12 protein-coding genes are annotated in these 14,261 nt (G+C 64.1%); 2 read left to right on the forward strand and 10 right to left on the reverse strand.

Features of this window, described 5'->3' with window-relative positions:
* Positions 1 to 3 precede the first annotated feature (3 nt).
* From I6F37_RS00670 to eno, 8 genes are all read right to left on the reverse strand, one after another.
* Positions 4 to 1,386, reverse strand: coding sequence for a pyruvate dehydrogenase complex E1 component subunit beta (locus I6F37_RS00670; protein WP_036009859.1), 1,383 nt, complete (start codon positions 1,384 to 1,386; stop codon positions 4 to 6).
* A 30-nt stretch (positions 1,387 to 1,416) separates the two neighbouring features.
* Positions 1,417 to 2,439 (reverse strand): pyruvate dehydrogenase (acetyl-transferring) E1 component subunit alpha, encoded by a 1,023-nt coding sequence (pdhA, locus tag I6F37_RS00675; protein ID WP_036025165.1) that lies wholly within the window; start codon positions 2,437 to 2,439, stop codon positions 1,417 to 1,419.
* Positions 2,440 to 2,704: 265 nt separating this feature from the next.
* On the reverse strand, positions 2,705 to 4,222 hold the full coding sequence (gene adh / locus I6F37_RS00680) for an aldehyde dehydrogenase (RefSeq protein ID WP_225150023.1): 1,518 nt from the start codon (positions 4,220 to 4,222) through the stop codon (positions 2,705 to 2,707).
* Positions 4,223 to 4,484: 262 nt separating this feature from the next.
* Entirely contained in the window at positions 4,485 to 5,444 is a 960-nt protein-coding gene (locus I6F37_RS00685) for a GAF domain-containing protein (RefSeq protein ID WP_036009867.1), read from the reverse strand.
* Positions 5,445 to 5,664: 220 nt separating this feature from the next.
* Complete coding sequence (locus I6F37_RS00690; protein WP_025036496.1) at positions 5,665 to 5,982, reverse strand: septum formation initiator family protein; 318 nt, start codon at positions 5,980 to 5,982, stop codon at positions 5,665 to 5,667.
* Between the two features lie 178 nt (positions 5,983 to 6,160).
* Complete coding sequence (locus tag I6F37_RS00695; protein ID WP_036009870.1) at positions 6,161 to 6,712, reverse strand: NADPH-dependent FMN reductase; 552 nt, start codon at positions 6,710 to 6,712, stop codon at positions 6,161 to 6,163.
* 203 nt (positions 6,713 to 6,915) lie between these two features.
* Positions 6,916 to 8,049, reverse strand: a complete 1,134-nt coding sequence (locus tag I6F37_RS00700; protein WP_225150025.1) for a zinc-binding dehydrogenase — start codon at positions 8,047 to 8,049, stop codon at positions 6,916 to 6,918.
* Between the two features lie 46 nt (positions 8,050 to 8,095).
* Entirely contained in the window at positions 8,096 to 9,379 is a 1,284-nt protein-coding gene (eno, locus tag I6F37_RS00705; protein WP_036009930.1) for a phosphopyruvate hydratase, read from the reverse strand.
* Positions 9,380 to 9,552: 173 nt separating this feature from the next.
* On the opposite strand from eno, the gene I6F37_RS00710 reads away from it, so the two are divergent.
* Together I6F37_RS00710 and queF are read left to right on the forward strand one after the other, a co-directional pair.
* A complete protein-coding gene (locus I6F37_RS00710) occupies positions 9,553 to 10,530 on the forward strand; it encodes a lyase (protein WP_036009875.1) in 978 nt (325 codons plus the stop codon).
* Between the two features lie 112 nt (positions 10,531 to 10,642).
* Complete coding sequence (gene queF / locus I6F37_RS00715) at positions 10,643 to 11,119, forward strand: preQ(1) synthase (RefSeq protein WP_192893427.1); 477 nt, start codon at positions 10,643 to 10,645, stop codon at positions 11,117 to 11,119.
* Between the two features lie 78 nt (positions 11,120 to 11,197).
* On the opposite strand, the gene I6F37_RS00720 is transcribed toward queF, so the two are convergent.
* Both I6F37_RS00720 and I6F37_RS00725 read right to left on the reverse strand, forming a co-directional pair.
* Positions 11,198 to 12,391, reverse strand: a complete 1,194-nt coding sequence (locus I6F37_RS00720) for a serine hydrolase (protein ID WP_036009881.1) — start codon at positions 12,389 to 12,391, stop codon at positions 11,198 to 11,200.
* A 55-nt stretch (positions 12,392 to 12,446) separates the two neighbouring features.
* Positions 12,447 to 14,087, reverse strand: a complete 1,641-nt coding sequence (locus I6F37_RS00725) for an NAD(P)/FAD-dependent oxidoreductase (RefSeq protein ID WP_036009884.1) — start codon at positions 14,085 to 14,087, stop codon at positions 12,447 to 12,449.
* Positions 14,088 to 14,261 lie beyond the last annotated feature (174 nt).

Here is a 14,261-nt window from a genome sequence, read left to right on the forward strand (position 1 = left end):
GGTCTACCTGTAGCAGACGGCTTTAGCGGCCTCGACGACGTCCGCCGCCGAGGGCAGCGCGAGCTTCTCCAGGTTCGCGGCATAGGGCATCGGCACGTCCTTGCCAGACACGCGCGTCACCGGCGCATCAAGATAGTCGAAGGCGTTCTCCATGATGCGCGCGGCGATCTCGGCGCCGACGCCGCTCTGGGCCCAGCCCTCTTCCACGGTGACGGCCCGGCCCGTTTTCTTGACCGAGTTGATGATGGTCTCGGTGTCCATCGGGCGCAGCGTGCGCAGGTCGATCACCTCGGCCTCGATGCCGTCCTTGGCGAGCTCGTCGGCGGCCTTCAGCGCATAGGTCATGCCGTTCGACCAGGAAATGATGGTGACGTGGCTGCCGGCGCGGACGATGCGCGCCTTGCCGATCGGGATGATGAAATCGTCGAGCTTGGGCACTTCGCCGGTGTGACCGTACAGCACCTCGTTCTCGAGGAAGATCACCGGGTTGGGATCGCGGATCGCAGCCTTGAGCAGGCCCTTGGCGTCCGCGGCCGAATACGGCGCCACCACCTTGAGGCCCGGGACGTGCGAATACCACGCCGAATAGTCCTGGCTGTGCTGGGCGGCGACGCGCGCGGCCGCACCGTTCGGACCGCGGAACACGATGGAGCAGCCCATCTGGCCGCCCGACATGTAGAGCGTCTTGGCCGCGGAGTTGATGATCTGGTCGATCGCCTGCATGGCGAAGTTGAAGGTCATGAACTCGACGATCGGCTTGAGACCGGTCATCGCGGCACCGACGCCGACGCCCGCGAAGCCGTGCTCGGTGATCGGCGTGTCGATCACGCGCTTGGCACCGAACTCCTGGAGCAGGCCCTGGGTCACCTTGTAGGCGCCCTGATATTCGGCAACTTCTTCGCCCATCACGAACACGTCCGCGTCGCGGCGCATCTCTTCGGCCATGGCATCGCGCAGCGCTTCGCGGATGGTCTGCGTCACCATTTCGGTGCCAGCGGGGACTTCCGGATCCGGCTCGGCGACGGCCTGCGGAGCAGGAGCGGCTTTCGGCGTGGGCGCCTCGGCCTTTGCTGCGGCCGGCGGCGCGGACTCCGCAGCCTTCGCCGCCGCTGCGGGTGCCTTGGCGAGATCAGCCGCGCTCTCGCCGTCTGCGAGGATGGTCGCGATCGGGGTGTTCACCGCGACGTCGGCGGTGCCCTCGGGGATCAGGATCTTGCCGAGCGTGCCCTCGTCGGTCGCCTCGACCTCCATGGTCGCCTTGTCGGTCTCGATCTCGGCGATGACGTCGCCGGACTTGATCGTCTCGCCCTCTTTCTTCAGCCATTTGGCGAGGTTGCCCTTCTCCATCGTGGGCGACAACGCGGGCATCAGCACTTGAATTGGCATATCTTCTCCAAAGAAAGCTTGCGCGCGCGTTCAGCGGTACACGTCGGTCCAGAGCTCGGCGGCATCCGGCTCGGGATCATGCTGGGCGAAATCGGCGGAGGCGTTGACGATGTCGCGCACTTCGGCGTCGATCGCCTTGAGATCGGCCTCGCTGACCTTGGCGGCGAGCAACCGATTGCGAACCTGCTCGATCGGATCCTGGTCGTGGCGAACCTTCTCGACCTCCTCGCGCGTACGATATTTTGCGGGATCGGACATCGAGTGGCCGCGATAGCGGTAGGTCTGCATCTCCAGGATGAAAGGACCCTTGCCGCCACGGCACCAGGCCGCCGCCTCCTCGCCCGCCGCCTTCACGGCGCGGACGTCCATGCCGTCGACCTGCTTGCCCGGGATGTTGAAGGACGCACCGCGCTTGGAAAAATCCTGCTGTGCCGAGGCGCGCGAGACCGAGGTGCCCATGGCGTAGCGGTTGTTCTCGATGACGTAGATCACCGGCAGCTTCCAGAGCTCCGCCATGTTGAAGCTCTCATAGACCTGGCCCTGATTGGCCGCGCCGTCGCCGAAATAGGTGACGCTGACATTGTCGTTGCCGCGATAGTGGTTGGCAAAGGCAAGGCCGGTGCCGAGCGAGACCTGGGCGCCGACGATGCCGTGACCGCCGTAGAAGTGCTTCTCCTTGCTGAACATGTGCATGGAGCCGCCCTTGCCCTTGGAATAGCCGCCGCGGCGTCCCGTCAGCTCGGCCATGACACCGTTGGCATCCATGCCGGTCGCAAGCATGTGACCGTGGTCGCGATAACCGGTGATGACCTGATCGCCCTCTTTGAGGGCCATCTGCATGCCGACCACCACGGCCTCCTGGCCGATATAGAGGTGGCAGAAGCCGCCGATGGCACCCATGCCGTAGAGCTGGCCTGCCTTTTCCTCGAAGCGCCGGATCAGGAGCATGTCGCGGAGCGCCTTGAGTTCCTGCTCCTTCGTGAATTCCGGGGGCGAACCGCCGTCGGTCTTGTCCTGTGGAGCGCTTGCGGCGGCTTTCTTGGGTGCGGCCATGGGAATTCCGGGTCAGAGAAAACTTTCGCCCTCTCTAACCCAAGTCAAACGCCCTTGGAAAGCACCGCGGCGGCATGGCACGACTTTCATTATGCCGCACTGCAACGTGATCGAAATATTGCAAAATCTTTGGCGCTGATCGGGCAACAAATCTATGAGCGCCATCGCGCGCGCAGATTCGTGACCGGATCAAGAACAGTGCACGACGCCAATCCCGACATGCGGAGCGGACGGCGCCGAAGCGGCGCCGCCCTCTCCGATCCGATCAGAAGAAGCCGAGCTTCTTCGGGCTGTAGCTGACCAGGAGGTTCTTGGTCTGCTGGTAATGATCGAGCATCATCTTGTGGGTCTCGCGCCCGACGCCCGACTGCTTGTAGCCGCCGAACGCCGCATGGGCGGGATAGGCATGGTAGCAATTGGTCCAGACCCGGCCGGCCTGGATCTCCCGGCCGAAGCGGTAGCAGCGATTGGCGTCGCGGCTCCAAACGCCGGCACCTAGGCCGTAGAGCGTGTCGTTGGCGATCGCGAGCGCCTCTTCGTCGGTCTTGAAGGTCGTGACCGAGACGACGGGGCCGAAAATCTCCTCCTGGAAGATTCGCATCTTGTTGTGGCCCTCGAACACGGTCGGCTGCACGTAGAAGCCGCCGGTGAGATCGCCGCCGAGATCGGCGCGTCCGCCGCCGGCCAGCACCTTGGCGCCCTCCTGCTTGCCGATGTCGATATAGGAGAGGATCTTGCTGAGCTGCTCGCTGGAGGCCTGCGCGCCGATCATGGTCGTGGCATCGCGCGGATCGCCCTGCTTGATCGCGGCGACGCGCTTGAGCGCCCGCTCCATGAAGCGGTCATAGATGTCGGCGTGGACCAGCGCCCGGCTCGGACAGGTGCAGACCTCGCCCTGGTTCAGCGCGAACATGACGAAGCCCTCGATCGCCTTGTCGAAGAAATCGTCGTCCTCGGCGGTGACGTCCTTGAAGAAGATGTTGGGCGACTTGCCGCCGAGCTCTAGCGTGACCGGAATCAGATTCTGGCTGGCATATTGCATGATCAGCCGGCCCGTCGTGGTCTCGCCGGTGAAGGCGATCTTGGCAATGCGCGGGCTCGACGCCAGCGGCTTGCCGGCCTCGAGGCCAAAGCCGTTGACGATGTTGAGCACGCCTGCCGGCAGCAGGTCGGCGATGACCTCGGCGAAGACCATGATCGAGGCCGGGGTCTGCTCGGCGGGCTTGAGCACCACGCAATTGCCGGCGGCCAGCGCCGGCGCGAGCTTCCAGCAGGCCATCAGAAGCGGGAAGTTCCAGGGAATGATCTGGCCGACCACGCCGAGCGGCTCGTGGAAATGATAGGCGATGGTGTCGTGGTCGATCTCGCCGATCGAGCCTTCCTGGGCGCGGACGACACCGGCGAAATAGCGGAAATGGTCGATCGCGAGCGGCAGGTCGGCGGCGCGCGTCTCGCGGATCGGCTTGCCGTTGTCCCAGGTCTCGGCAATCGCGAGGCGCTCGAGGTTCTCTTCCATGCGGTCGGCGATCCGGTTCAGGACCGCGGCGCGCTCGGCGACGCTGGTGCGGCCCCAGGCGGACTTGGCGGCATGCGCCGCGTCGAGCGCTGCCTCGATGTCCTGCGCGTCGGACCGCGCGATCTTGCAGACCACCCGGCCGGTCAGGGGGGAGGCATTGTCGAAATATTTCCCGGAGATCGGCGCGACGAACTTGCCGCCGATGAAATTGTCGTAGCGTTCGGCAAAGGGCACTTTGGTGACGCTGAGGAATTCCACCTTGTTCATTGATCACTCCCGATGTTGCTGTTTGCGCTTGTCGTCGCCTGTTCGCGACTTGCGCCGACGATGATGCGGGAGGTGTTTTCTGTCAGCCCGGGCGGAAGCGATGGTGGGGCGGACCTGTCGCAGAACTGCGACAGTCGTGGACGAGGTAAGCGTGAGATGGAGCGCTCACGGCCACCGTCATTGCGAGCGCAGCGAAGCAATCCAGAGTCCCTCCGCGGAAAGATTCTGGATTGCTTCGCTGCGCTCGCAATGACGGATGAGCTCAGTGGTTCAGCTCGAACCGCTTCAGCTTCCGATGGAGCGTGGCGCGGCTGACGCCGAGGGCCTTGGCGGCGGCGGAGACATTGCCGCCGGCGCGGAGCAGCGCCCGCTGCAGCACCGCGCGCTGGCCGCCGGCAAGATGATCGCGCGCGGCATCGCCGCCGAGAAGATCGGCCGCGGGCACCGGCCGCAACGCACCGCCGGGCGCGATGCCGAGCGCCAGCCGGGCGGAGCGCGTTGCGCCGATCACGAGATCGTCCGCATCGACCGCAACGAGGCCGCCGCAGCTTCCATCCGCCGCCTGTGTCAGCACGATGCGGGCATGGGCGAAGACCTTGCGAAACAGGTCGGCCTCGATCCGCCTGGCCGCCTCGCCTGCCGCGAGCGCGATCAGGCTGGCAAAGGCGTCGGTGCGGTCGGCGCGGCAGGAGGAGACGTCGAGCACGCCCGCGAGCGCCGCCTCGTGATCGTAGATCGGAACGGCGGTGCAGCTCAGAAGCGTGTTGCGCGCAAAGAAGTGCTGGTCGCGATCGATCGTCAGCGGACGCTGCTCGACGAGACAGGTGCCGATACCGTTGGTGCCCTCGTGCTCCTCGCTCCAGAGTGCACCGGTCCAAAGGCCCCAGGACTGAAACGTCGCATCGTCCGCCACCGTGCCGCGGCGATCGACCGGCACGCCCTCGCGATCGGCGAGCAGCACGCAGCAGCCCGCAGCGCCGACAGCCTGATAAAGCCGGTCCATGGCGCCCTGGGCGGCCGCCAGAAGCGGCGCGATGCGCTCGCGCGCCTGCTGCAGCTCGGCCTCGGTCAGCCGCATCGGCGCGGCGTGGCCGCCGGGATCGAGATGGTGCAATCGGGAGGAACGGCGCCACGAAGCCACGAGCGCGGATCGGGCCGCCTGGCCTGACGCGATGGCGGCCTCGACGCGGGCCGCGTGATGCCGGGGCATTGTCCCATTCATCACAGTTTCCTCCGGATATCGATTGTAGGACGCGCCGGTGCTCCCCGGTTGATCTGCGTCAACTTCAGCGCGCGCCAGCAAAGGCATGAGCCCGCCGCGGCGCCGCCGTCAAGGGAAGCGCCCGGTTCGGGGGTTACGACCTTCGCAGGAGGAGGCAAAGGTGCGGGGGTCGGATGTCAGCAGCGACTTTCGCTTTCCGCTTCGAAAGCTGCGGATGCCGCTAGTTCGCCGGGATCATTCGAACGAGATCGCGCGGATGGACATAGTCGAGCTGGAAGCGCGCCCGCTCGTCCAGCATGTCCGGGTCGATCTTCTCGGACCGCAGCAGCGACACCCGTTGTTCGCTTCTGGCGCGCTCGCGCTTGAGCTGAGCCAGCTCGCTGGTCAGCGCGATGATCTCCTGGTCGAGCTCCTGGCGGGCGTTGAGACCGTATTTGCCGGTGTAGGCGTTGACGCCGAAATAGCCAACGATCGCCGCCGCCATCGCATAGAGGGCAAGACCGGTCAGGATCGATTTCAGGCGCGCGCGGGAGACCATCTTCGGAAGATGGGACAGGTTGGTTAAGGGAGTGCTAATTGCCAGAACGAGGCACTATCCCCACGACGCGTCATGCCCGGGCTTGTCCCGGCCATCCACGTGCTTTGCCGGCGATAACGAAGAACGTGGATGCCCGGGACAAGCCCGGGCATGACGGAGCGTCGGCTTGGCCGGAAGCTCAGCCCTGATTCTTCGCCACATGCGCGGCGAAGGCGTCGATGTATTGCTGCAGCACCGTCTTGAGGGAGTCCTTGGTCAGGTTGCCGTCCGCATCGAAGGCATCGCCGACGCTACTGAGATAGATTTCCGGCTGCTGGAGGACCGGACCGGAAATGCCCGGCAGGATGTTCTGCAGATGCTTGGCCGCGCTGACGCCGCCGAGCAGCCCCGGCGAATTAGAGATGATGCCGACCGGTTTGCCGAGGAACGAGCTCTTGCCGTAGGGGCGCGAGGCGACGTCGATGGCGTTCTTCAGGACGCCCGGGATCGAGCGGTTGTATTCGGGCGTGACGAACAGGACGCCATTCGACGTCTTGAGCTTCTCGCGGAAGGCGAGCCAGTCCGCGGGCGGCGCGCCCTCTAGGTCCTGGTTGAAGAACGAGATGCCGGCCGGCGTGATCACCTCGAGCTTGAGCGAGGCAGGCGCAAGCTTGGCGAGCGCATTGGCGATCTTGAGCGAGAAGCTGTCCTTGCGCAGGCTGCCAGCGATCGTGACGATGTTGTAGGCCATTGGGTGTCCTTGAAGGCTCGAGCGGGAATGCCGGGACGGCACTTAAGCCATCCGGGCCAATAGATGCAAGTGCATGAACTGGTCCGATTTGGAAACGCTGCGTTTCTGGAAATGGGTCCGGTTGCGATCCGTCCAGGCCACGATCAAAAGCAATCAGGCCGCCAAGCGGCGGCCTGATGCGTGTCGATAACCGACCGAAGCGATCACTTGTTCGGGTTGATGAGGAATTTTTCGCCGGTGGCCCGCTTGGCGTAGACTGCGATATTGGCGGGATCGAGCGCCTCGGCGAGCGAGACAACCTTGGTGTAATGGCTGGCGAAGGTGGTTTTGAGCTCGGATGCCACGCGCTGGCGCAGGCGGCCGATCTCGGCCGGGCCGATGTTTTGAAGGAATGGCGTGAGCAGCCAGCCGCCGACGCCCCAGCTGAGCCCGAACGAGCGGTTCAGCTCCGTCGGCCGCGTGTCGAGGCTGCCATAGATGTAGACCTGCTTGTACACGTTGGAGCCGTAGCGGCTGTATTCCTTCGCGGTCTTGTTGGCTGCGATCTCCATCGCGGTCAGGATCTGGCTCGCCAGCTTGCCGCCGCCGATAGCGTCGAAGGCGATGGTGGCGCCGGTCTCGACCAGCGCGTTGGTCAGATCGTCCATGAAGCTGGGCGCGCTGGAATCCACGACGTACTTTGCGCCGATCTTGTGCAGGATGTCGGCCTGCTCCTTGTTCCTGACGATGTTGAGGAGGCCGATGCCGTCCTTGATGCAGATCTTGTTGAGCATCTGACCGAGATTGGAGGCGGCGGCCGTGTGCACGAGCGCCTTGTGGTTCTCCCGCCGCATCGTCTCGGTCATGCCGAGTGCGGTCAGCGGATTGACGAACCAGGAGGCGCCGTCCGCCGCCGTGGTGCCCGGCGGCAGCTCCATGACGTCGCGGACCTTCAGCACGCGGTACTGCGTGTACATCGCGCCGCCGATCATCGACACCGTCTTGCCCATCAGGGCCTTGGCCGCGTCCGACGATCCGGTCCTTACTACCGTGCCGGCGCCCTCGTTGCCGACCGGCAGCGACTGATCGAATCTCGCCGCCATCATCCGCATCGCCGCCTCCGGCATCGTGGCAGTGATGACCGGCATCTCCTTGGTGCCGGAAGCCTTGGCGGCCGACATGTCGGCGGGTCCGATCAGCAGCCCGAGATCGGACGGGTTGATCGGGGTGGCCTCGACGCGAACCACGACCTCATCGTCGGCCGGCTCCGCGATCGGGACCGTCACGAGAGACAATTCCAGCTCGCCGCTCTTCTTGAGCAGCGAACGCAATTCCAGTCCGGTCTTGCCGTCACTCATGTCGATCCTCCCCTGTCCTTCTGTTCGCGCGGATCGAGACGCCGGCTTACGCCAGCGCCTTCAGTGCCGCCCTGCCGCCATAGAGCGCCTGCTTGCCGAGCTGCTGCTCGATGCGCAAGAGCTGGTTGTATTTGGCGGTCCGGTCGGACCTTGCAAGGGAGCCGGTCTTGATCTGACCGCAATTGGTGGCGACCGCGAGGTCGGCGATGGTGGAATCCTCGGTCTCGCCGGAGCGGTGCGACATCACCGAGGTGTAGCCGGCCTTGTGCGCCATCTCGACCGCGGCGAGCGTCTCGGTCAGCGTGCCGATCTGGTTGACCTTGATCAGGATCGAGTTGGCGCGGCCGGTCTTGATGCCTTCGGCAAGGCGCTTGACGTTGGTGACGAAGAGGTCGTCGCCGACCAGCTGGCACTTCTTGCCGATCAGGTCGGTGAGCTCCTTCCAGCCGTCCATGTCGTCTTCCGACATGCCGTCCTCGATGGTCACGATCGGATAGCGCGCGACGAGGTCGGCAAGATACTTAGCCTGCTCGGAGATCGAGCGGGTCTTGCCCTCGCCTTCATAGACGTATTTGCCGTCCTTGAAGAACTCGGTCGAGGCGCAGTCGAGGCCGAGCATGATGTCGGTGCCCGCCTTGAAGCCGGCCTTGCCGATCGCGTTCATGACGAAGTCGAGCGCGGCGTCCGCCGACGGCAGGTTCGGAGCGAAACCGCCCTCGTCGCCGACATTGGTGTTGTGGCCGGCCTTCTTCAATTCGGACTTCAGCGTATGGAAGACTTCCGCGCCGTAGCGCAGGCCCTCGGCAAAGCTCGAGGCGCCGACCGGCAGGATCATGAATTCCTGGAAGTCGATCGGGTTGTCGGCGTGCACGCCGCCATTGATGATGTTCATCATCGGCACCGGCAGCAGGCGCGCGGAGGTGCCGCCGACGTAGCGATAGAGCGGCATGTCGAGCGAATTCGCGGCCGCCTTGGCGCAGGCCAGCGAGACGCCGAGGATGGCGTTGGCGCCGAGCCGGCTCTTGTTCGGCGTGCCGTCGAGGTCGATCATGATCTGGTCGATCTGGGCCTGCTGCTCGACATCGAGGCCGCTCAGGGCCTCGAAGATCTCGCCATTGACGGCGCCGACCGCCTTGGTCACGCCCTTGCCGAGATAGCGCGCCTTGTCGCCGTCGCGCAGTTCCACGGCCTCATGGGCGCCGGTGGAGGCGCCGGACGGAACCGCGGCGCGGCCGAGCGCCCCGTCCTCCAGCACGACATCGACCTCGACGGTGGGATTGCCCCGGCTATCGAGAATTTCGCGGCCGATGATGTCGATGATGGCGGTCATGATGTCCACTTCCGTTCGTTGGGGCTGATCGGTGCCGCGGTCTTACACGGGCCGCAAGCAAATGTGAACGCTTGGACGCACGGCTCCGACTGACGCGAAAGGCGCCTCAGAATATGCTCGACCACGTCTGGTCCGCGTGCCCAACCTCAATCTCAAACAGTCGGGGTAACGCCATGAATCGCCGCCAATTTCTTGCTTCGAGCGCCGCGCTGCTCGCCGCCCGTCCAGGTTTTGCGCAGGAAGGCCCGTTCCGGACGAGATACTACCCGATCAGTCCGGGTATCGGCCTGCACGATCTCACGCCCGCCCCTGACGGCACCATCTGGTTCACGGCGCAGGGCAAGGGTCTGCTCGGCAGTCTCGATCCACGCGATGGCCGTTTCAAGACGGTCAGCCTAGGCCAGGGCGCAGCCCCACACGGCGTAACCGTCGGGCCCGACGGTGCGCCCTGGATCACCGAAGGCGGCCAGAACGCGATTGCGCGGGTCGACCCTGCCGATCTCAAGGTGACGCTGTTCCGCCTGCCGGAAAAGTTAGCCTCCGCCAATCTCAACACCGGCGTGTTCGACAGGGATGGCACCTACTGGTTCACCGGCCAGTCCGGCTATTACGGCCGGCTGTCTCCGAAGACCGGCGAGATGAACGTGTTCAAGGCACCGAAGGGGGTCGGCCCCTACGGCATCACGGTCACGCCCAAGGGCGATATCTGGTACGCCTCCCTCGGCGGCAGCCATATCGCGAAGATCGACCGTGCGGGCGGCAATGCGACCGTGGTCGAGCCGCCGACCCCGAACCAGGGGTCGCGGCGCGTCTGGTCGGATTCGAGGGGCCGGATCTGGGTCAGCGAGTGGAACAGCGGCCACGTCTCGGTGCATGATCCCGCGGACGGCTCGTGGAAGACCTGGAAGCTGCCAGGCGAACGTCCCCGCGCCTATGCCGTTTATGTCGACGACAAGGACAAGGTCTGGCTGACCGATTTCTCCGCCAACGCCATCGTGCGCTTCGATCCCGCCACCGAGAAGTTCAACGTCTTCGCCAGCGACAAGGCCAACGCCAATGTCCGCCAGCTCGACGGGCGGCCGGGCGAGCTTTGGGGCTGCGAGTCCGGCAACGACCGCATCGTCATGATCCAGACAATCGCCGCCGGTTGACGACGAGCCCGTTTGCGTCCATCCCGGCATCCTCTGGAGCGCGATCTTATCGCGCTCCTATTGCTTAATTGAGCATGATCTTTCGGAAAACCGGTGCCCATTTTTCCGGATCATGCTCCACAGGATGTTGACGACGATGGCGAAAAAGTCCCTCCAGCTCGGCCGCGCGGTCGAATGGCCGCACACGCCGGAAGAGGCCCAACTCGACCGCGTGCCCAATCCGCAGAAAGGCACGGATTATCTGGTGCGCTTCACCGTGCCGGAATTCACCTCGCTCTGCCCTGTCACGGGCCAGCCGGATTTCGCGCATCTGATGATCGACTACGCGCCGGGGGCGTGGCTCCTGGAGTCGAAATCGCTCAAGCTCTACATCGCGAGCTTCCGCAATCACGGCGCCTTCCACGAGGACTGCACCGTGATGATCGGCAAGCGTATCGCGTCCGAGATCAAGCCGAAATTCCTGCGCATCGGCGGCTATTGGTATCCGCGCGGCGGCATCCCGATCGACGTGTTCTGGCAGACCGGCCGCGTGCCGAAGGGACTCTGGGTGCCGGAGCAAGGCGTGGCGCCCTATCGCGGGCGGGGCTAGGGCATGCTCGGTCACGTGTGACCATCAAGAGAAAACGGCCTCGGTCGACAGCGACGAGGCCGCTCTCGCAGCACGGTCCTAGCTTGCCAAGCGCTGCCTCAGGCTCTGGTAGAGCGCCGTCTCGAAGTTCATATAGCCGATGAATGATGTCGGATCACCGAAGGGCAGAATCTGGGTGGCCCAGAACCCGCCGACGTTGTTCTGCCGATCGATCCAATAGAACAAGTTGGCAAGCCCGGCCCAGCCCAGCGCGCCGGCGGGACGTCCTGTCGGGGCTTCCTCGTCGTTGACCATGAAGCTCAACGCCCAGGATTTGGATTGGCCCGGAAAGAATTCCGCGTCGTTGCACAGTGACGGGATGACACCCGTGATCGGCGTTACCTTCCTGTCGCCCAGGTGGTTCCTTTCCGCCAGCCGAACGGTTTCGGCTTTCAGCACGCGGCCGTGTTCGCCAACCCCATCATTCAGCCACATGCGGATGAAACGCATGTAGTCGCCGACCGTGCCGTACAGGCCGTGGCCGCCCATATGGACTTCGGGCTTTGCCGGAAGCTCAAAATCCATCGGCGTCAGCGACCCGTCGGCATTCCGCGCGTGGATGCCGGCCAGTTTCTGGCGCATGGCGTCGGTCAGCTCGAAGGTCATGTTCTTGATCCCGAGCGGTTCGAAGATGCGTGTCTTGAAGACTTCACCGAGTCGCTTGCCCGCGATGGCCTCGACGATCTGGCCGCACCAGTCGAGATTTGTTCCATAGTCCCAGCGCTCGCCGGGATCGAACAGCAGCGGGGTCATCAGGGAGGCCTTGGTCGCGGTGATCACGCTGGGCTGCCCCTTCTCCTGCGCCAGCCGGTTGTAGGTGTGGTTGATGAAATCGTAGCTCAGGCCCGCCGTGTGGGTCATCAGCATGCGCGTGGTAATATCGCGCTTCGGTGCACGCAGGATCGGCTCGCCCGCTGCATCAAAGCCCTCGATCACCTGCAGCTTTCCGATCTCGTTCGCGTAGTGCTTCGCGGGCGCATCGAGATCGAGCTTGCCCTCCTCGACGAGTTGCAGAACGGCCGTGCCGGTAATCGCCTTGGTGGTGGAGAAAAGGGCAAAGACGCTGTCGGTGGTCATGTCCGCCGGCCGATCGAGACGGCGTTTGCCGGCTGCGCCTTCATAGATGTTGCGCCGGCGGTCCGTCACCATCGCGACAACGCCGGGCACGCGCGGCGTGGATGTGACGACGCCGTCGAGAACGGCATCTGCCGTCGCGCCAAAATTCATGATCATGATCGTCCTCCCGTGCTGGATTGTTTGATGTGGTCGACGCTCGCGTCGCGAGCGCTCATTGCATCGCGAAGCCCTCGTAACCGTTCACCGCGACCTCGTCGCACTTCTGTCGATACGCGCCGACGCCGCCGCAGTACGACAGGACACGGCGCGGCTTGCCTTCGACGTTCGAGCCCAGGTACCAGGAATTGGTTTTCGCGATCAGCGTCGCGTTTGCGATCTCATCGTGATGGGCCACCCAGCTGTCCTGGGCGTCCTTTGTCGGCTCGACCACCTTCAGATCCTTGCTGCGCATGTACTTGATGCAGTCATCGATCCATTCGACCTGCTGCTGCAGGCACGTGGTCATGTTGCACAGCGCAGCCGATGGAGCGAGCGGAACGGCGGTCGTGAACAGGTTGGGATAGCCGTGAACCTGCAGGCCCATCGTGGTGCGGATGTCCCTGCCCCAGTCCTCCCTCAGCGATCGGCCGTCGCGGCCCCTGATATCGATGCGCGTCAAGGCACCGGTGCCGGCGTCGAAGCCGGTCGCTAGGATAATGACATCCAGCTCATGGACCGTACCGTCAGCGGTCTGAATACCAGTGGGCGTGACGCGATCGATCGGATTGCTCTTGACGCTGACGATCTCGACGTTGGGGCGATGGAAGGCCTCGAGGAAGTTCTGCTCGAGCGGCACACGGTGCGTTCCGAAGCCATAATCGGCAGGAATCAACGCATCGCACAGTTTCGGATCCTCGAGCCGCTCGCGCATCTTCCCGCGCACGAATTCGGAGATCTCGGCATTGACCTCCGGGTCGAAGAACAGCTCGGCGAACGAGGATATCCATAGCTTCAGAGAACCGTCATTCCAGCAGGCCTCGATCACCGCGCGGCGGCGCTCCGGCGTGAGGTCTGCCCAGGCGTGCTCGAAGTCGTATTCAAAGCCGGTGAATGTGCGCGGCAGGCGTTCGGTGAGTGACTTGAATCTCGACTTGTAGTCCTCGACCTCCGCGGCCCCAAATTTCGGATTCTTCATCGGGATGATGTATTGCGGCGTCCGGATGAACACCTTGAGATGGCCGACATCGCCGGCGATCGTCTGGATGACCTGGATGCCGGTCGCACCGTTGCCGATGACTCCGACGCGCTTGCCTGCGAGGTCGACAGGCTGCTCCGGCCAGCGCGCCGTATGGAACAACCGTCCCTTGAAAGTCTCCTGCCCCGGAAAGGATACGTAGGGAGCCGACAGCATGCCGCAGCAGGTGACCAGAAACTGGGTGTCGATCACGTCGCCCCGGTCGGTCGTGACCAGCCAGCGCTGCGTGGCCTCGTTGAAGTGCGCGCTCTTGACCGTCGTACTGAACTGGATGTCCTTGCGCAGATCGAGACGGTCGGCGACGTAGTTCATCCAGCGCTCGATTTCGGGCTGGCCCGGAAACTTCTCGCTCCAGCTCCAATCCTTGTAGAGCTCCTCGGAGAAAAGATACTGATAGATGTAGGCCTCGGAGTCGAAGCGCGCGCCGGGATATCGATTCCAATACCACGTGCCGCCTACGCCTGACGCGGCGTCGATCCCCCTGACGCTCAATCCCTGCTCGCGCAGACGATAGAGTTGATAGAGCCCGGCGACGCCGGCTCCGACAACCACGGCATCGAATCTCGCTGGTCCATGCGAACCGTTGCTTCCATTGGATTTGGTCAGGGCTTCCGCCATTTCTTCCTCCTCGGTGATTTTTGAGTGCGCACGACCTTCCCCATCCGTCATACGATCGGATGGTGGTGCAGCGCGTCATTGTTGATCCCATCAGTGCGGGACGGGGGAAGCTATGAGTATTCCGGCGGCTGGAGCTTGAACAAATCGGACAATTCTTTGAACGAAGCCGGACGT

The organism is Bradyrhizobium sp. NBAIM08, assembly GCF_020193935.1.
Classification (GTDB): Bacteria; Pseudomonadota; Alphaproteobacteria; order Rhizobiales; family Xanthobacteraceae; genus Bradyrhizobium; species Bradyrhizobium yuanmingense.